Source organism: Bartonella sp. AD24XZML (assembly GCF_042196485.1).
Classification (GTDB): Bacteria; Pseudomonadota; Alphaproteobacteria; order Rhizobiales; family Rhizobiaceae; genus Bartonella.
In genome coordinates, this window is record NZ_JBHIQH010000034.1 from 13,484 (window position 1) to 33,273 (window position 19,790).

General features: G+C 37.5%; 15 protein-coding genes and 1 other RNA gene. 8 read left to right on the top strand and 8 right to left on the bottom strand.

Going from position 1 to position 19,790, the window contains the following annotated elements; all coding sequences use genetic code 11:
- Window positions 1-152: 152 nt before the first annotated feature.
- The 4 genes from ACFIMX_RS02950 (at window position 153) to ACFIMX_RS02965 (ending at window position 3,502) form a co-directional block, all read left to right on the top strand.
- The gene (locus tag ACFIMX_RS02950; RefSeq protein WP_375618252.1) at window positions 153-1,079 is read left to right on the top strand and encodes a D-2-hydroxyacid dehydrogenase family protein; all 927 of its coding nucleotides are present in this window, start codon (window positions 153-155) and stop codon (window positions 1,077-1,079) included.
- A gap of 280 nt (window positions 1,080-1,359) precedes the next feature.
- Entirely contained in the window at window positions 1,360-1,950 is a 591-nt protein-coding gene (locus ACFIMX_RS02955) for an MFS transporter (RefSeq protein WP_375694019.1), read from the top strand.
- Entirely contained in the window at window positions 1,905-2,513 is a 609-nt protein-coding gene (locus ACFIMX_RS02960) for an MFS transporter (RefSeq protein WP_375694029.1), read from the top strand. Before ACFIMX_RS02955 ends, ACFIMX_RS02960 begins: the two co-directional genes overlap by 46 nt.
- A 188-nt stretch (window positions 2,514-2,701) precedes the next feature.
- Window positions 2,702-3,502: a TauD/TfdA family dioxygenase gene (locus ACFIMX_RS02965; RefSeq protein WP_375694020.1), complete on the top strand. Its 801-nt coding sequence runs from the start codon at window positions 2,702-2,704 to the stop codon at window positions 3,500-3,502.
- Between the two features lie 710 nt (window positions 3,503-4,212).
- Here ACFIMX_RS02965 and ACFIMX_RS02970 read toward each other — a convergent pair.
- From ACFIMX_RS02970 to ACFIMX_RS03000, 7 genes are all read right to left on the bottom strand, one after another.
- Window positions 4,213-6,012 (bottom strand): acetolactate synthase 3 large subunit, encoded by a 1,800-nt coding sequence (locus ACFIMX_RS02970; protein ID WP_375640456.1) that lies wholly within the window; start codon window positions 6,010-6,012, stop codon window positions 4,213-4,215.
- A gap of 271 nt (window positions 6,013-6,283) precedes the next feature.
- Window positions 6,284-7,156 (bottom strand): tRNA (adenosine(37)-N6)-dimethylallyltransferase MiaA, encoded by an 873-nt coding sequence (miaA, locus tag ACFIMX_RS02975; protein WP_375640455.1) that lies wholly within the window; start codon window positions 7,154-7,156, stop codon window positions 6,284-6,286.
- Between the two features lie 775 nt (window positions 7,157-7,931).
- The gene (locus tag ACFIMX_RS02980; RefSeq protein ID WP_375694021.1) at window positions 7,932-9,455 is read right to left on the bottom strand and encodes a Do family serine endopeptidase; all 1,524 of its coding nucleotides are present in this window, start codon (window positions 9,453-9,455) and stop codon (window positions 7,932-7,934) included.
- 149 nt (window positions 9,456-9,604) lie between these two features.
- A complete protein-coding gene (gene hflC / locus ACFIMX_RS02985; RefSeq protein ID WP_375618245.1) occupies window positions 9,605-10,543 on the bottom strand; it encodes a protease modulator HflC in 939 nt (312 codons plus the stop codon).
- A 2-nt stretch (window positions 10,544-10,545) separates the two neighbouring features.
- Window positions 10,546-11,685: an FtsH protease activity modulator HflK gene (gene hflK / locus ACFIMX_RS02990; RefSeq protein ID WP_375640452.1), complete on the bottom strand. Its 1,140-nt coding sequence runs from the start codon at window positions 11,683-11,685 to the stop codon at window positions 10,546-10,548.
- Between the two features lie 119 nt (window positions 11,686-11,804).
- Complete coding sequence (locus ACFIMX_RS02995; protein ID WP_375618243.1) at window positions 11,805-12,314, bottom strand: dihydrofolate reductase; 510 nt, start codon at window positions 12,312-12,314, stop codon at window positions 11,805-11,807.
- Window positions 12,311-13,105: a thymidylate synthase gene (locus ACFIMX_RS03000; RefSeq protein ID WP_375618242.1), complete on the bottom strand. Its 795-nt coding sequence runs from the start codon at window positions 13,103-13,105 to the stop codon at window positions 12,311-12,313. Before ACFIMX_RS03000 ends, ACFIMX_RS02995 begins: the two co-directional genes overlap by 4 nt.
- A gap of 213 nt (window positions 13,106-13,318) precedes the next feature.
- On the opposite strand from ACFIMX_RS03000, the gene ACFIMX_RS03005 reads away from it, so the two are divergent.
- The 3 genes from ACFIMX_RS03005 to ACFIMX_RS03015 all read left to right on the top strand — a co-directional run bounded on the left by ACFIMX_RS03005 (window position 13,319) and on the right by ACFIMX_RS03015 (window position 18,852).
- Complete coding sequence (locus ACFIMX_RS03005; protein ID WP_375618241.1) at window positions 13,319-14,626, top strand: MFS family transporter; 1,308 nt, start codon at window positions 13,319-13,321, stop codon at window positions 14,624-14,626.
- A 953-nt stretch (window positions 14,627-15,579) separates the two neighbouring features.
- Window positions 15,580-16,890 carry an MFS family transporter gene (locus ACFIMX_RS03010; protein WP_375618240.1) on the top strand — a complete coding sequence of 437 codons (1,311 nt, stop codon included), beginning with the start codon at window positions 15,580-15,582 and terminating at the stop codon, window positions 16,888-16,890.
- Window positions 16,891-17,544: 654 nt separating this feature from the next.
- A complete protein-coding gene (locus ACFIMX_RS03015) occupies window positions 17,545-18,852 on the top strand; it encodes an MFS transporter (RefSeq protein WP_375618239.1) in 1,308 nt (435 codons plus the stop codon).
- 69 nt (window positions 18,853-18,921) lie between these two features.
- Here the strand turns inward: ACFIMX_RS03015 and ACFIMX_RS03020 are convergent, their stop codons facing one another.
- Complete coding sequence (locus ACFIMX_RS03020; protein ID WP_375618238.1) at window positions 18,922-19,227, bottom strand: DUF2853 family protein; 306 nt, start codon at window positions 19,225-19,227, stop codon at window positions 18,922-18,924.
- A 97-nt stretch (window positions 19,228-19,324) separates the two neighbouring features.
- On the opposite strand from ACFIMX_RS03020, the gene ssrA reads away from it, so the two are divergent.
- Window positions 19,325-19,681, top strand: a transfer-messenger RNA (tmRNA) gene (gene ssrA, locus ACFIMX_RS03025).
- Window positions 19,682-19,790 lie beyond the last annotated feature (109 nt).

Sequence of the window (19,790 nt, forward strand, 5' to 3'; positions counted from 1 at the left end):
TTACCGTTGCTAGAAATAACAATAAATCAAGGGGTATAATTTGTTAATAGGCTTGGCGTTATGTCAAAATATCAGCGATGAGATTGCTTTTTGGTTGTTTTAGAAATGAAATAATGAGCTCAAATATTGATGAATGAAACGGAAGGTTTAAATTGAAAATATTAATTCCAGATGACTATCAAAAAGCCACTCTAACATTACAGTCTATTACAAAATTAATGACATCACATGAAGTGCTGGTTATAAATAATTTAGCTAAAGAATGTGATTTAGAAGATAAGCTCAAAGAGATCGATATTCTTATCTTAATCAGAGAGCGGACTATAGTTGATAGAAATCTTCTCCTGAAACTGCCAAATTTAAAATTAATCTGCCAAACAGTCCCTATAGGTTCACATATTGATATAGAAGCTTGTAGAGACTTAGAAATTGAAATATTAGACGGTGGTGGAGATCCAACTTCTGCTGCTGAATTTGCGTGGCTCTTAATTATGTCTGCGCGTAGAAAACTCTATAAATCTGTATCTGATATGAAAAAAGGACGATGGCAAACAACATTTGGCAACCAAATGAAAGGGGCTACTCTTGGAATATTCGGATTTGGGCGTATTGGTAAAATGGTTGCTCAATATGCTCAAGCTTTTGGCATGTCCATTTTGGTTTATGGGAGCGAGCATTCAACGCAAGAAGCAAGAAATTTAGGTTATCATTTTACGCATTCAAAAGATGAATTTTTTACACGTCCTGACATTATATCCATCCATTTACGTTTAAGTGATAAAACCAGAGAAATCATTCAATTAGATGATCTATTGAGCATGAAACCTCATGCTATTTTTGTCAACACAGCACGTTCAGCTTTGGTTGAAAAAGGAGCGATAGAAAAAATACTCAGTTTGGAAAATTCAACTTACTTTGCACTGGATGTTTATGACAGCGAGCCAGTATATGAGAGCAAATTATTGCAATCAGATAGAGTTCTTTGCACACCGCATCTGGGCTATGTGACTGAAGAAAGCTTTGAGAATTATTTTGAAAAAGCTTGCCAAAATATAGCTTCTTTTATAAAGAGCACTTAATGCTGGCTGAGCCAATGTTTGTAAAATTTATCTTATATCGCTAGCGTATCAAATTTGCACGACACATAATAGCTTATTTCCTTAAATTAAGCATATTCCTTAGCTTTCACATTAAGACCAATCGTATTGACAGATTTTTATGTAATCAGCATAAAATACCTAATTTATTGTTGCAAGCATTATTAAAAAAGGCTACTTTATTGGAATACAATTTAATTGGAGGGGGGCTGAGTGAGCAATAATAAATTTATAGAAAAAAATTATTATAGATTGGATTGTATTGCTTGTTGCCACTATCGCTCAAGCATCAGCCTGCTTCTTTGTTCAAGGGATTGGTCCTTTAGCTGAATTTTTTAAGAAGGATTTCTCGCTTAGTGACTCTCAAATAGGTTTGCTGTCTTCAGCAGCGCAGTTCCTACCTATTATTGGATTACTTGTAGCTGGTGAATTACTAGACAAGTTTAACGAGCGCTATATTGTTGGCGTTGGCGCACTCGGCGTTTCTATCGCTCTTTTATTGGGAGCAATTGCAGAAAACTATATTTCCCTTTTGGTTTGTTTGCTCATTGTAGGGGGACTTTATAGTTCTGCTCAACCTGGTGGCGCTAAATCTGTTTCTGCATGGTTTCCACAATCGCAACGCGGATTTGCAATGGGAATAAGGCAAGCGGGGCTACCATTAGGTGGGGCATTAGCTGGGATGGTTCTTCCTGCGAGTGCGCTTGTCTATGGCATACAAGGTGCGTTTTTGGTCGGTGCCATCGTTTCTTTTTTAGGGGATGTATCTTTATTATTTTTTATCACGCACCAGCAAAAGTTGTCGCTATCGTTCCAAAAAGCAAGGCAAAAGTTTCGTTCTATGCAAATGTAAAGTCTCGTCTTGCGATGTTAACTGCACCGCATATGAAGAATATTATTTTTTCAGGCGTTTCACTTGTGATCGTTCAATATGTTTTAACCATTTTTATAACGATTTATTTTTATAGAATCTATCAGCTGTCCTTAAATAAAAGTGCTTATTTGTTTTTTGTTTCACAGGCTTCTGGTGCCTTAGGAAGAATTATTTTAGCAGCGTGGAGTGATCATTGTAGAAAAGGACGATTTTTTCCTGTCTTGTTTTGCATGATTGCAGTCGTTTTTGGATTTTTAATATTAATTTTAGGCATGAGTGGATCCATAATTTATTTAACTATTTTATCTGCTTGGTTAGTTTTTTTTGGATTAGGATGGTATGGCCCTTGGGTTGCTTATATTGTAGACTCTTCGCCGAAAGAAAGCGTTGGATTTTCTCTGGGTTTAGCAATGTCTGTAAATCAAATCGCAATTATTACTGCTCCACCATTATTTGGATTAATCCAAGATTTTACAGACACTTATGTACTAACATGGCTGATTTTAATTATTGTTTTTTCACTTTTCTTAATAAAAAAGTAGGGAAATATAATTGGGGAGGAAATTATAGTAATAAATGAAAATACTTTTGAGTTGAGCAATGGCGAAAGAGACAAACTTTGGGAGGCTTTGGACCATGTTATTTATGATCCATACGGTGGTATTGAATATTCGGTTAAGCTAAAAAAAATAGCATTTTCGCTGCTACCCCTAGAATATTGACAATTCTTATGAATCAAAAGATGTCTATTACCCCTAGAGCATATTTAATCTTTGAAAACCTTCCAATTGATAGACAAATTAATACGTCACCTAATCCTTATAATTTAGATGCGTCTTGTAAAAGTGGCTATATTAGCGAAAATTTAATTATGATGTTTTCTTTATTAATCGGAGAGCCTTATTCAATTAAATTTGAAGGCGAACATATAGTAAACAACCTAGTTCCTTTAGAGGATAATAAAAAAGATTATACAGGATTAGGATCTGAAGTTGAGTTAGATTTTCATATAGAAAATGCTGCACTAAAATTTATAAGAGGTTTAAATTTATCTCCTAAAGGGATCCTTTTATCTGGTGTTCGCAATGATGTTGATGGCCCGTTAACGAGAATATCTGATGCACGTCTCGCTTTAAAACTTTTAAATGAGGAGGATTTGAGGAGCTTAAGGGATAATTTATATATAATTAATGTTCCCTATAGATGGAGAAAAAATGGGGTAACCTCTACAAGTAAAGTACCCCTCGTTCAAGGGGACGGTGAATTCCCAGATATCAGTGCTGTTTTTTATCCAGACATGTTAGAGCCACAGTCAAAAAAAGCCAAGGAAGCTTTAGATCATTTTTATGAAGCTATTAAGGCTATATCTTTTGGAATTGATGTACAACCAGGAAGATTATTATACATTGATAATAGAATGTCCCTACACTCTAGAGATAAATTTTTTGGATCATTTGATAGTTATAAAAATCCAATGCGATGGATTCAAAGAGTGTTTGTGTCTGCAGATTTATGGAATCTAGATATATAGAACAAATAAAAGAAAGAGTATTTGATTTTCAATGTTAATGTCCTGATAATGATATGATGTTGAGTATTATTCTGGTTTATATATATATTGACGATACATCTCATATGTATAAATTTCTCCCACATAATCAGGTGAGGTTACTACCTGATTATAAGCTATGGTGGCCAATTGATTTTCCATGGCTGTATTTGATCTTTATTATTTCTGCCCTTCCTTCAGTCCGCTAGGGGGATTCTCCTATCAAGCCCTTGAAAGAGCGATTTGAAGTAATTTCATAATGCGAAACCAAAACATAGTGACAAACTTTTCTATTGTTTTCACAAGTATGACGGTTTGCATGGTTGCACCCTTCAAGCACAGTGGATTTTTTCTTGCACGATGGAATCTTTCATATATGAGACAACATAATTAATTTATAACAGATAATTCAATGTATTATCTAAAAAATGCAACGAAATAGCTATTAATGTGAACATATGAATTAAAAAAACAAACATCGCGTACAAATAAATTCAAACATAATTGGGCACACGACTTATAACATTTTTTAGATGAACAAATAATAATACACCCCATGTCTTTAAACACAGAATGAAAATCATAAAATGAGCTCTAAGGATAATAGAAACTCTCCACAAAGAAGAGAAAGAGATGAAGACTCCAAAGACTTCATCATCACCATCCTTCACTATTTTATTAATATATTCATTTTATACAAGAATCTTTCCCTCAGAAGAAATAGCATTTGCAATAGCTTCTTCGCTTGCCTCATCGGGTAATAACATCTCATTATGAGCACATCCCGATGGGATCATAGGAAAACAGTTTTCTAAATGATAAACACGACAATCAAAAAGAACAGGCTTATCACAATCAATCATCTGCTGAATTTTATCATCAAGTTCATCGGGTTTTGAACAATGAATTCCCACGGCTCCATAAGCTTGTGCCAATTTCACAAAGTCAGGCATAGATTCCGTATAAGAATGAGAAAGACGATTACCATGCAGCAATTGCTGCCACTGGCGGACCATTCCCATATACTGATTATTTAAAATGAAAATTTTCACCGGTGTGTCATGCTGAATAGCTGTTGCAAGCTCTTGAATATTCATCTGAATGGAGGCATCACCAGAAATACACACAACAAGCGCATCAGGATGCGCTATTTGAACACCTATAGCAGCAGGTAAACCATACCCCATCGTTCCAAGACCACCAGAAGTCATCCAATGTTTTGGTTCATCAAAATGATAATACTGCGCTGCCCACATCTGATGCTGCCCGACATCCGTTGTGATATAAGCGTTCGCATCTTTGGTAAGAGCATACAGCCGTTCAAGAGCATATTGCGGCATAATGACATCTTTTTTCTCCGCATATGCCAATGAATTACGAGCTTTCCAACGGTTAATTTGCGTCCACCACGCCTCACGGACTTCACTGTTAAACGCTGGTTGCTGTATCTTTAAGAGTTGCGTCATATCTCCTAAAACACAAGCCACATCACCAATAATTGGAACTTTTGCTTTTACAATTTTATTGATAGAAGAAGGGTCAATATCAATATGAATAATACGCGCATGAGGTGCAAATGCATCAAGGCGCCCCGTGATACGATCATCAAATCGTGCTCCAACAGCTAACATGACATCACAATCATGCATGGCCATATTAGCCTCATAGGTTCCATGCATTCCAAGCATTCCAAGCCAATTTTTACCGGAAGCAGGATAAGCACCAAGTCCCATTAATGTTGAAGTAATCGGAAAATCCCCCAATTGAACCAAATTACGTAAAAGCTGTATAGCTTTCATCCCCGATGAAATAACACCACCACCAGAATAAATAATAGGGCGTTTTGCCTCAACTAAAAGAGAAACGGCAGATTCAATAGCCTTAGTATTCCCTTTCATCGATGGAAAAGAATGTAAAGACTCCTGAACTTGAGGTGCTCTATAAAATCCTGAAGCAAATTGAACATCCTTAGGAATATCAATCAAAACCGGCCCAGGACGACCTGATTGAGCAAGAAAAAAAGCTTCATGAATAATAGCCGCAAGATCATTGACATTTTTAACCAGCCAATTACGCTTCGTACAAGGCTTTGTAATTCCAACTGTATCAGCCTCTTGAAAAGCATTTGTTCCAATCACCGTTGTTGACACTTGCCCAGAAAAACAAATAAGAGGTATCGAATCCATAAGAGCATCTTGCAAAGGTGTAACAGCATTCGTTGCCCCTGGACCAGAAGTCACAAGCATAACCCCTACCTTCCCTGTGCTGCGTGCATAGCCTTCAGCCGCATGCCCTGCGGCTTGTTCATGGCGCACCAAAATATGCTGGAGTGTATCTTGGTGATAAAGAACATCAAAAATAGGCAAAACAGCCCCACCAGGATAACCAAAAATATGTTCAACGCCTTGATCTATAAGAGCTTGAACCACTATTTCAGCGCCCGACATTATTTTTCCATCTGCACTCTCTTGCTTTCTTGGATCATTTCTCATTTTTCCCACTCACCTACTTTATAGGACAATAAAAAAGCCCCTAACGGAGCCCATAAAAAAAGCCCCCAAAGGAGCCCATTACACAACACATACTGTATGATTACCCCCCATTATTCCAACGTATAAAATATATAAAAAATTCCTTGTAGAAAGATTTCTAATTCCATTGATACCATTCGTCAATAAAAAATTATATTTTCTAAAAAATTTCTTTTTCACGAATTATCTTTTATCTTTCGATAAGTTTCTTTGCAAAGCTCTAACTCTTTTATCAAAAAGTAAGCACCCATTCTTCATCAAATTGATTACGAAACCATGTCATTTGTCTTTTTGCATATCTCCTCGTTTGTATTTTTACCGCTTCAAGAGCATTCTCAAAGCTTCTATATCCATCCAAATAAGCCATAAACTCAGGTATACCAATAGCCTTCATTGCTGGTAAAGAAGGGGAAAGTTTAAGTTTTTTCATAGCCACCACTTCTTCTAAAGCTCCTCTTTCAATCATAGAATCCAAGCGTTTATGAATACGTTCATAAAGCAGAGGACGTGGTGGCATGAGAAGAATTTTTTCGGTCAAATTCGGCGCAATAATAGGTGTTGTTTTTTGTTTCTGCCACCAACTGAGCGTCTTACCGGTTGCATCATAAACTTCCAAAGCACGGACAATACGCTGTCTATCGTGCGAAGAAATTTTTTCAGCAACAACAGCATCAATCTGCAACAATTGGCGATAAAGACTTTCAGGTCCCTCTTTATCAAGCAGCAAACGCCACTTCTGCCGCACAACATTTGGAACATGAGGGATTTCCGAAATCCCCTCTAAAAGAGCACGAAAATAAAGTCCTGTCCCACCAACAAAAATAACTGATCTTAAAGAAAAAGTAGCCAATAGCTTCTCGACATCACACAACCATTGCCCTACTGAATAATTCAAAGTAGGACTCACATGACCATAAAGATAATGGGGAACAATCGCGGTATCAGCCTCCCCCGGCCGTGCCGTTAAAATATTTAAAACATCATAAACCTGCATTGAATCAGTATTAACAATGAGAGCATTCTTTTCTTGAGCCATTTGCAAGGCAAATTCTGACTTCCCACTTGCCGTTGGCCCCGCTATTAATGTAACTGTTCTCTGTGTCATGAATAGCAATTTCTCCCAATCAATAACTTATTGCAACATGCAGACACCACCAAAGCCCCCTATGAAATTTATAAAAAATGGGCTTAATAACAACACCAAAGGAATTTCCAAGCATTTTTGCTATCATAGTTCAATAGTAAACTACAGTCATAATCATTCTGTCCGTTAGTTCATTAAAAACAAACATATTCTTTGTCATCATTTATGAAAATAATACTGAACTTAACCTATACAATCAAACAGCTTTATTTTTTCCTATAAAAACAGTATACTAATCTGATTTATAATAGGAGATTCAGAAATTGTCTTCTTCAGGCTCTCTTTTTTATAACTATTTCTTCATCCATCACCAAGAAAAGTGTAAATATATATATAACTAATTTAGTCTAATATGATTTTTCTCTAAGATAGTTTTTTCAAACTGAAGTGAAAAAAAACGTTCTCCATAGCACATAAAGTACAATCACAAAGGACTAAAAGTCTCACTAAATAAAACATTATTTATAATAATAATTGACTTAAACACAAAACATAGATCTCTTATGCAGCATTTCAAAGTCTAGGCTGTTGCAAGATTGGAAACTAGCAAATCTATGATGGTACTAACTTTTACTTTTATTTAACGTAGAAACAGAGCTGCCCAATGGATTTTATATTGCACACCCCATGCTCTCTATCGTGAAATGAGCTTGAGAAACATTGGACATCACATGCCTGACTTGCAAAATATCCCATTACTAAGGCTGATAAAAAACAAAAAAATAATTTTTAAGGATCAATCCATTAGGAGCGTTACGAACCGTAACTCTCCATCTGGACGCGCTACAATAAATAGAGCATTTTTGCGTCCAGCTTCACGTAATTTATGAATACGTTTTTTAGCCTCATCAATTGTTGTGATAGAACTCTGATTGATATCAACAATCACTTCACCAACGCGAATACGCTTTTTATCCGCTGCACTATTTTGTGCAACAGCTGTCACCACTAATCCTCGAAGTTTATCTGAAATTGAATAACGATGACGCAAATCCTCTGTCAGTTCAGATAACGTCATTCCCATAAATTGCATTGTCACGTTTTTCGACAGATCTTGATTTTTTTTATCAGTAACTTCTTCTGTATCTTCATTTGGATCTGTTTCAATCAAACGTCCAAGCTTAACTTTTACTGTTTCTTCTTGCCCATTGCGTAAAATAGTAACGTCCACCACTTTTCCTTCTGAACTTTCTGCAACTAAACGCGGCAAATCACGTGCATGCTTAATTTTGGAATTACCAAAGGAAAGAATAACATCTCCAGTTTGTAACTGGCTATTATCTACATTATTTTCTTCCATTTGTTCTATTTTACCAGCCACCAATGCTCCCACAGCATTGTCCAATTTTAAACTTTTTGCAATATCCTCTGTTACCGGCTGAATACGAATAGCCAACCAACCACGCCTTATTTCTCCAAAATCACGCAATTGATTAATAACAGAAAGAGCCATATCCGATGGAATAGCAAATCCAATACCGATAGATCCTCCCGAAGGTGAAACAATTGCTGTATTAATGCCAATGACTTCACCATTTCTATCAAATAACGGACCACCAGAATTGCCCCGATTAATTGCTGCATCTGTTTGAATAAAATTATCATAGGGACCAGCATTAAGATCACGGTTACGTGCAGAAATAATACCAACCGTCACACTTCCACCAAAACCATAAGGATTACCAATAGCCATAACCCAGTCACCAATACGTGCTTTTTCTGAGTCACCAAAACGCACAGCTTTTAATTTTTTACTTCCTGCATCGACTTGAAGCAACGCCAAATCAGTTTTGCTATCCTTTCCAAGAAGCATTGCCTTTAGTTTTGTACCATCCGTAAAATTAACTTCAATATCATCAGCATCTACAATAACATGATAATTTGTAACAATAATCCCTTTTTGCGCATCAATCACAAAACCAGACCCTAAAGAACGCACCTTTTGAAATTGACTATCTTTTTGACCATCCTTGGGTGTAAAAAAATCACTAAAATATTCCTCCAGCAATGAATCTTTTGGGATAACGGGTACCGAGGTGTTTGCATCCTGTTCTGTTCCTTCAACAGTCTGCGCCGTAGAAATATTCACAACTGTTTCCAAAAGCTCAGAAGCTAAATCAGGAATAGAAAGCAATGCCTTGCTTGTCTCGGCTCCCCAAGACAAACTCTCTGATCCTGATAGAAACAAAGTCACACAAAAAACAACTCTTGTGATAAAAAACTTTAAAAACGTATTTTTACTCACGACACTTCTATCCATGACATGCCTTTAATCAAAGATGCAAAGAGCCCCACTAAATTTATCTACGTAAAACCAGCACGGCTCGATACTCTCTAGCACTTTTACCATAAAAAAATGGTCACAGATCATTCTTTTCATGCAAAATCTCGTATCTGCAATCCATTATTTTATCTATTCTCTCCCGATTTTGGATCAGTTTTACTGAGGCCAGTATTCATTGTCGGTAAGAATGCTTTATTTGCCTGCAGCGGATTACGAAAATAGAAAAAGAAATCCTCATTTGGAGAAATCACCATCGGTGTTTTTTCTAAATTCTTGTATTGTTCCATCGCCAACCAAAAATCGTAAAAAGACGGATTAGCCTCCCTCGCATTCAATAAAAGACGAATACTTTCAGCTTGACCTTCACCACGGGTAATTTCAGCATCACGCTTTGCAGCTGCTACAATTTCTTCATATTCACGATTAGCTTCTGCCACAATACGATCTCGCTCCTGCTGACCACGAGCCCGGATATTTTCCGCAGCAGCTTCACGTTCAGCTGCCATTTGCCGATAAACATCTTCTGAAACAGCATCTGTCAAATCGGTTTTACGAATACGCACATCAACAATGGTAATACCCAACGAGCCTGCATCTACAGAAAACTGCTTCTGTACTTCAGCCATCATCGCGCCTCGTTCATCCGATAAGGCTGCTTTAAATTCTCGCTTACCATAAACAGCACGCAAAGCGTCAATAAACCGTGGTGCAAGGTTTTCACGTGCCGCAATTTGTGGACGCCCAGAAGCAATGCGCTGTAAAAACAACTTAGGATCTGTAATACGGTAAATAAAAAACGCATCCACCTCATAATACGCACCACCACGAACCTGTACAGATTGTGTAGGAACATCGTAACGCAATAACCGATTATCAACAATGATCATCTTATCGATAAAGGGCGCCTTGAAATAGATTCCAGGATTAGATTCTACCTGAACAATTTGTCCAAAACGCTTAATTGCTACCTGTTGACGAGGATAGACGATAAAAACGGACATCCACAAAATCATCAAAACAAATACTATAGCACTAAAAACAAACAAAAAGCGAGATTGCTGCATAATTAATCTCCTCCAGAAATACGAGAATCTAAGAGTAACGCAGGACGCGCTGATGTTGCCTTTACTTTTTCCGATGACTTGCTACGCAACAATTCGTTCAAAGGCAAATAAGGCATCGCTGGAGAATTTTCCTGATCAAGAACCAGCTTATTTGGTGAAGAAAGAATCCGCCCCATCGTCTCCATATAGAGACGGTAGCGAGCAGCTTCTGGTGAAATCGCAGCCTCTCGAGCTATCGCCTGAAAACGTTCAGCACGCCCTGTTGCCTCTTCAACCATTTGTGCCTTTTCACCTTTTGCGATTTCCCGTGTGCGTGAAGCTTCACCATTTGCTAAACCAATTTTCGTAAAACGCACACGATTCCCCTCTTCAATCATTCTTCCACGTTCCTGCTCCGCCTGCTGAACAGAATTAAACGCAGCAGCAACCTTTGTCGGAGGAGCAGCTTCACTGATAGAAACACGGCTTATTTCGACACCAAGTTGATATTTATCCACAGTCAACTGGATAATCTTTCTAACGTCATTAGCAACTTCTTCTTTCTTGTCACGTAAAACATCATCAACCGGCCGCGAACCAATGACCTCACGCATTGCACTCTCAGCAACTTGGCGGACAGTTCCCTCTTGATCATTCACATTGAATAAAAACTGACTAGGGTATGAAATCCGATAATAAACGGAAAAATTAACATTAACGATATTTTGATCACTCGAAAGCATTAAACCATCACTTTGTTGCGCCTGACCGGGCTTCCCACCAATCGCGATTGTTTTTTCCGTTAAAGGTACTTTCATATAGGTCTCAATTGGCCAAAAATGAAAATGCAACCCATCACCAATAATGCCTTCTTTAGGGATGCCAAAGCGCAACTCTACCGCTTGTTCATTTTGCTGAACAATATAAATTGACTGGTATAGCCAAAAAAACACAATAAGCAGAAAGAATAAAACAGAAAGACTACTTCTCCCGAATTGTTTAAACTGATCCTGCCCTTTGCGCAAAATTTCATTAAGATTAGGACCATTTTCGCCACCATTACCGCCACCAGAACCAAAGAGATTCTTAGCTGGTGTTTTTTTGTCACCACTGTTTTTATCGCCACTCCACGGGCCACCACCATTTTGATTTGTCCAGGGCATTATCACCTCTTTAACTGATTACCACTACTCGAACACCAACCATTTGCTTGATCTTATAGGGTGTCTCTTACCTCATTACAATACAACTGATAAACCCTTCCACTTCATATTACAAAAAATTATTTCCGCTCATAAACAACAAAACGTGTCGGATGACTATCTTTATCCCCTTTTGGAATATCTTGTGTTTGCACAATAGTCCACTTTTCTTTATCAAAAACAGGAAAAAAACTATCACCTTCTATAGAAGCTAAAACTTCTGTAAGGAATATTTTATCAGCCATATGCAACCCTTGTTGAAAAATTTCACCCCCACCAATAATAAAAATTTCCTCTACATCATTTTGAGAAGCAACATTTGTTGCAAGAGAACAAGCTCGCGATAAAGAGTGAGCAACAACAGCCCCTTCAGCACAAAAGGTACAATCACGCGTAATGACGATATTTGTACGCTCTGGTAAAGGTCTCCCAATAGAATCCCAAGTTTTTCTTCCCATAATAATGGGCTTACGCAACGTCAAAGCTTTAAAGCGTTGCAAATCCGTCGATAAATGCCACGGCATTGCACCTTCACGACCGATAACACCATTTTCTGCAACAGCAGCAATTAAACAAATGGAAATCGTCATATTGCTACCGGCGCTTTAATATGGGGTTGTGCTTCATAATTAAGCAACTCAAAATCCTCAAATTGAAAAGAAAAAAGATCTGTTACCGCTGGATTTATGCGCATACATGGCAAAGCATTTGGTATACGAGACAATTGATATTTTGCCTGTTCAAAATGATTAGAATAAAGATGAGCATCTCCCAGAGTATGAATAAAATCGCCTATTTTAAGACCGCTTACTTGCGCAATCATCATCGTTAGCAATGCGTAGGATGCAATATTGAATGGAACACCTAAGAAAATATCCGCCGAACGCTGATAAAGTTGACAAGATAATTTCCCCTCCGCAATGTAAAATTGAAAAAGACAATGACACGGAGGCAACGCCATTTCCTCTATTAATGCAGGATTCCAAGCTGACACAATCAAGCGACGAGAATCTGGCGTTTCCTTAATCATCGTTAAAAGATTGTTAATTTGATCAATATGGCGTCCATCAGGAGCAGGCCAAGAACGCCACTGATAACCATAAACAGGACCAAGATTTCCCTTTTCATCAGCCCACTCGTCCCAAATTGACACACCGTGCTCTTTCAACCAAGCGATATTTGTATCGCCTTTAAGAAACCACAAAAGTTCATAAATAATTGAACGTAAGTGTAGTTTCTTTGTTGTCAACAACGGAAATCCTGCTTGTAAATCAAAGCGCATCTGATACCCAAAAATAGATCGCGTTCCAACACCCGTTCGATCTGTCCGATCAATACCCTGATTTAAAACATGAGATAAAAGAGCAAGATATGATTTCATAGGGCTATTATGTCCGATTCTTCTCATTATAGAAAATAAAAACTGTAAAATCCGTACAAAGATAATTCAAATCTTTTTCCAAAAACATCTTACACAAGAAATTATCATGATCTGACTAAATTTTTGATGCAAAAGATAAAATACTATAGACAGCTTCTAAAAAAATGACATAAATGAACAAAGATGGATGAACATGAAATAAAGGGATCGACTATGGAAAAACAAGAAGCTTTAAAACCACATGATACAAGAAAACGTATCTGGGCTATCGTGTCCAGTGCATCAGGTAATCTAGTAGAATGGTATGACTTTTATGTTTATTCCTTTACATCTATTTATTTTGCATCACAATTCTTTCCCTCAGATGGCAATGACGTTACGCAACTTTTAAAAGCGGCGGGTGTTTTTGCTATTGGTTTTCTTATGCGCCCAATCGGCGGATGGCTTTTTGGCTTCATTGCCGATCGTTATGGACGCAAACGCTCAATGCTTATCTCTGTTTTTATGATGTGTGGTGGTTCGTTCTTAATCGCCCTACTTCCTACCTATGAAACCATTGGAGTGGCAGCAGGAATTCTTTTACTTTTACTCAGAATGCTTCAGGGGCTTTCTGTCGGTGGTGAATATGGTACAACAGCAACTTATATGAGCGAAATCGCCCTCAAAAATCGCCGAGGATTTTTTAGCTCTTTCCAATATACCACACTGATTGGTGGTCAACTTCTAGCCAGTCTCGTTATATTCATTTTAGCGCTTTATCTCACCGAAGATCAGCTAAAAGCGTGGGGCTGGCGTATTCCATTTGCCATTGGTGGATGTGGCGCAATTGTTGCGATTTATCTACGCCGCACACTCCATGAGACAACGACCAAAGAAAGTCGTTCTAGTGCACAAGCTGGTAGTATTAGGGGACTTCTGAGCAACCACCGAAAAGCTTTCTTTCTGGTTATTGGCTTTACAGCTGGAGGATCGCTCACATTCTACACCTATACGACTTACATGCAGAAATATCTGATCACAACCACTGGCTTTGATAAACATACAGCCACAACAATCATGACAGCTGCACTCTTTGTTTTCATGTTACTCCAACCCCTCTTTGGTGCTCTTGCAGATAAAATTGGAACAAGAACTTCACTCCTTATTTGGAGTGTCTTATCTATTATCTTTACCATTCCTGGACTTAATATGATTGGTAGTACTGATAGTACATGGATTGCTTTATCAGTCATTACTGGAATGCTCTGCATTATGAGCTTTTATACATCTATCTCTGGCATTGTAAAATCAGAAATGTTTCCCGCTTCAGTACGAGCAATAGGAGTTGGGCTCTCTTATGCTATTGCCAACGCACTGTTTGGCGGTTCTGCTGAATATGTTGCGCTTGGATTAAAAGATCTTGGATATGAATCTGTCTTCTATTTTTATATAACCGGCATGATGATTATTGCATTCATCGCTGTTCTCTTAATGCCAGATGCTCGCAAAAAAGGGTATTTACAAGGAGACGATATTCATTAACCTTTAATGTTAAAAAACAAGGATTTTAACAAAAAAAGCCCAGTATTCTGGGCTTTTTTATATTCTTTCCGATAGAAGTTTAAAGCTCACAATTTTTTATCCCTTCAAACACTCTAAAGAAGCAATATTCCCTCCTGCACACGCCGCTTATAAAAATAAATGGCTTCATATTATTATGTAATAAATACTTCTTTTGCTGAATTTAATTCACTAAAGATAAAAAACGTTTGATTTATTTTAATATTCCTATTCCCACTCAAAGTCGAAGAAAAGTGATTAGCTTTCAAGAAATTTTATCAATAATAAAGATTACACTCATGATTTTGTTTAATACGTTTTTAATGGTACCCCTCATGCAACACAAATCCTTTCATGAAAAATAGAAAATACCATTATATTATGAATTCACACACTTTTTTGAGAAACATTTCTCAATGCACCCAACTCCATTTCACAACGGCACCCGTGAATGACATAACGTAAAAGCCCCGTAAAGTATAAACATGGGCACTACTCTCTTTACAATTAATAAAAGTGCAAGCCGCTATCATTATACTATTGACGAACTCTTAATATTGTACTCCCCCTTAACACTTAAGATCATTCCTAAAAAGTATTTTAACTGATACACCAACCTCGCATGCAATAGTCAATAACATCATTTTACGAAACAACATCAAGCATATAAACTAAAGAGTATCATATCTTCATAAACACTCTGCATATACAAATAATTCACAATCAAACAAAAAATAATATTTCCTTAAGGATAGTAAAAAGCTCATGATTTACGCAATATAACAACACCATAAGCCCAAAACACCACTGATAGCTCTAGAAAAAATCTTTATGTTTCCCTGAAAAATTATCATGATACAATGGCGTTTTTATAATGCACATCGTAAATAGCTTTAAAAAGAAGAAAAGTTATAAATCTAAAAGGGGAGTACTTCATGAATAATCAAACAACTTTAGATCCACATGATACAAGGAAACGTATTTTTGCTATCATATCCAGCGCATCAGGAAATCTGGTAGAATGGTACGACTTTTATGCTTACTCCTTTGCATCAGTTTATTTTGCATCACAATTTTTTCCTGAAGATGAAGATATTGTTACACAACTGTTAAAAACGGCAGGAATCTTTTTTATTGGCTTTCTTATGCGTCCAATTGGGGCATGGCTCTTTGGATACATTGCGGATCGTTATGGACGTAAACGCTCAATGCTTATTTCTGTTTTTATGATGTGTGGTGGCTCTTTTCTCATTGCCATACTTCCCACTTATAAAACCTTGGGAATAACAGCAGCATTTCTTCTCCTTTTAGTCCGTATGTTTCAAGGACTTTCCGTTGGCGGTGAATATGGTACAGCAGCAACTTATATGAGCGAAGTTGCACCGAAAAATCGTCGCGGGCTCTTTGCTTCTTTTCAATATGCAACAACGATCTCAGGTCAACTTCTCGCAAGTTTTATAATATTTATTTTAGCCCTTTACCTTACTGAAGATCAGTTAAAAGCGTGGGGATGGCGTATTCCTTTTGTCATTGGTGGCTTTGGAGCAATCGTTGCAATTTATCTGCGTAGTTTGCTCCATGAAACAACAACCCACAAAAGCCGCTCTGAAAAACATGCTGGTAGTCTTCGAGAACTTTTTCGCAATCATAAAAAAGCTTTCTTTTTGGTTGTTGGCTTTACAGCTGGTGGATCACTCACATTTTATACATACACCACTTATATGCAAAAATATCTGATCACAACCACGGGCTTTGATAAACAAACCGCAACAACAATAATGACTGCCGCCCTCTTTATTTTTGTGCTACTCCAACCCCTTTTTGGTTCCCTAGCCGATAAAATTGGAGCAAGAGCTTCACTCATTAGTTGGGGAGCATTATCCATTATCTGCACCATTCCTGTACTTAAAATGATCGGTAATGCCCATAATCCATGGACAGCACTCTTAATTATTATTGGAATACTCTGTGTTATGAGTTTTTATACGTCCATTGCTGGTATCATAAAAGCAGAATTGTTCCCTGCTTCAATCCGAGCAATTGGTGTTGGATTTGCTTTTGCCATTGGCAACGCACTCTTTGGCGGTTCTGCTGAATATGTAGCGCTTGGATTAAAAAATATGGGATACGAATCTGTTTTCTTTTTTTACATCGTTGGTATGATGGTCATTGCACTCATCTCCATTCTTCTTATGCCCGATATAGATAAAGGAGGATATCTCGATAAAGACGATAGACTTCATTAAACTTATTTTCTGGATAAAAAAAGCCCAAGAAATTGGGCTTTTTTTGATCTCCTCTCCACCCTAGTAAAGAACGAAAAGCCCACCCCGCATTCGTCTTACAAACAACTCAGTTTCTCTTAAATTATCTATAGTTACTGCTCTCTTTATGTAATTTACTTGATAAGATTCTATGGGCAGCCCTACCCTAAATATTTATCACGATATCTAAAAAACACCTCATACGGAAAACCTTATCTGAGGCTTACATCACCCTCCTAAATGATGATGTGTTATGATACAATAAGACAAGTAAGGACACAAAATCCCCTTTTACATTACTTAAGCTTTTTGAAATATTTTCAGTTTTGGGGCTTTCTGCTCATAAAGACCATCTCTTCTATGATCTTCCGGTATGATTCCAATAATTGCATTCTTCTCATAAAGTTTAAAGGTATCTTGATCTACTTTTCAATGTTTTCTCCCTTTAAATGCAATATGATAACTTTTTATTCTACAACACAAGTAAAAATCTTAAAACGAATGACAACATAACTCTAATAGATCATCTTAAAGAGTTTCCCTAAGAAATTGTTATAATACAATTGAATTTTTCTGGAAATCATAAACAATTATGTTTAGAAAACATGAACTATAAATCCAAAAGGGGAACAATTCATGAAAAATGAAACAACTTCAGCATCACAGGATGCAAGAAAACGTGTTTTTGCTATTATAGCAAGCGCATCAGGAAATCTCGTAGAATGGTATGATTTTTACGTTTACTCATTTGCATCAATTTATTTTGCATCACAATTCTTTCCCTCCAATGGTGATACGATTACGCCACTGTTAAAAACCGCGGGTGTGTTTTTTATTGGCTTTCTTATGCGCCCTATTGGAGCTTGGTTTTTAGGGTTTGTCGCCGATCGTTATGGACGTAAACGCTCGATGCTTATATCCATTTTTATGATGTGTGGTGGCTCTTTTTTCATCGCCATACTTCCCACCTATGAAACCTTAGGAATAACATCAGCAATCCTTTTACTTTTAGCTCGGATGATGCAAGGACTTTCAGCAGGTGGTGAATATGGTACAGCAGCCACTTATATGAGCGAAGTTGCCCTCAAAAAACATCGTGGGCTTTTTGCTTCTTTCCAATCTGCCACCCTTATTACAGGTCAACTTCTTGCCAGCTTCATTATATTTATTCTAGCATCTTATCTCTCTGAAGATCAGTTAAAAGCATGGGGATGGCGCATTCCTTTTGTAATTGGTGGATTCGGGGCAGTGATTGCGATTTATCTGCGCCGTTCTCTCCACGAAACAACCACGAAAGAAAGCCGCTCTCACAAACACTCTGGCAGTCTTAAGGAACTACTCACCAAGCATACAAAAGCCGTTGTCGTAATTGCATGCTTTGCATCAGGAGGATCACTCACATTTTACACCTTTACGACTTATATGCAAAAATATCTGATCACAACCACCGGCTTTGATAAACATACCGCAACAACGATTATGACAGCTGTACTATTTATTTTCATCCTATTCCAACCCATAGCTGGTATCATAGCCGATAAAATTGGAACAAAAACTTTACTTATCATTTGGAGTATACTCTCTGTCATCTTTACATTTCCTGGACTCTGGATAATCGGTAATACGCATAATATATGGATTGCCTTTTCCGTCATTATTGGCTTGCTCTTCATTATGAGCATGTATACATCCATCTCTGGTGTCGTAAAATCAGCAATGTTTCCCTCTTCAATACGCGCATTAGGCGTTAGCATCTCTCATGCCATTGGTAACGCCTTATTTGGTGGTTCTGCTGAATACGTTGCGCTTGGATTAAAAAAGTACGGTCATGAATCACTCTTTTATTTTTATATAACCGTCGTGATGATCATGGCATTCATTGCTCTTCTCTTTGTCCCAAGTATGCATAAAGGAGGCTACCTCCAAGAGGATGAAAAACATTAATCCTTTTTATCAACGATAAAAGCCCAAGAAATTGGGCTTTTTTTATCATTATCACAAATTTAATATTGTTTAAATTTTATGAAGTGCATTAAGTTGCTTAGCAACTAGATAATAAAAAGTCATACGACTTTTTCTACGCTCTCCAGACATCATCTCAGCCACTTTTGAAACAGCCATTTTAGCACTCTTCTCATCAGCTTCTAAAACATCTTGAACCCATTTTTCAACACGTTCTAACTCTTTTGGATCCGACGTAGCAACAAGCGCTGCATCCTGCTTTTTCATCACCAAAGCTAAACGACGGCTAAGTCGTTCTACTGCTGCTTCATCGGGATTTGAATCATATAGTTTAATATCTGCTAAATTATTTGTCATTTTGCATCATCTCCTCTCCAAAAATGAGCGGACTATACTTTACAGCCGCACCATATAGCTCCATAAATAATTAGAGGATTAAAAATATTAACAACCCCCCCTTTTCCTAAGACTGTTCTTCATCTATATTTAGAGGGCTGGTTTACCAGCTATGGTAATAAATGGACGATGAAATAAACCTATTGGACCCGGGGGCGGTACCCGGCGCCTCCACCAAAATATAAGAAACCAAAGTTATATTTTGGTGGGGGCGAAATAGGATCGACAAGGGTGTAAAGATCGCTCTTTTACTCGGCATTGTACCACCGTTATCGGGCTAAATGAGTAGTTGCAAATGACAACTATGCGGAAGCACGTCTCGCCGCTTAAGGTGGTGTGAATGTTTCAATTTGAGCCTTAAACCGTCGCAGGTTTAAGCGGGGTTCGGAGGCACCTGGCAACAGAAGCCTTCACTTTTTTAAATGTTGTTGATTGATCTTTCAGACATTATCAGACATTATTTACCATAGAGTTTCGTATTTATTCGATTTATTGAGGTGCATCGTAGAAAAAATCTGCTAATT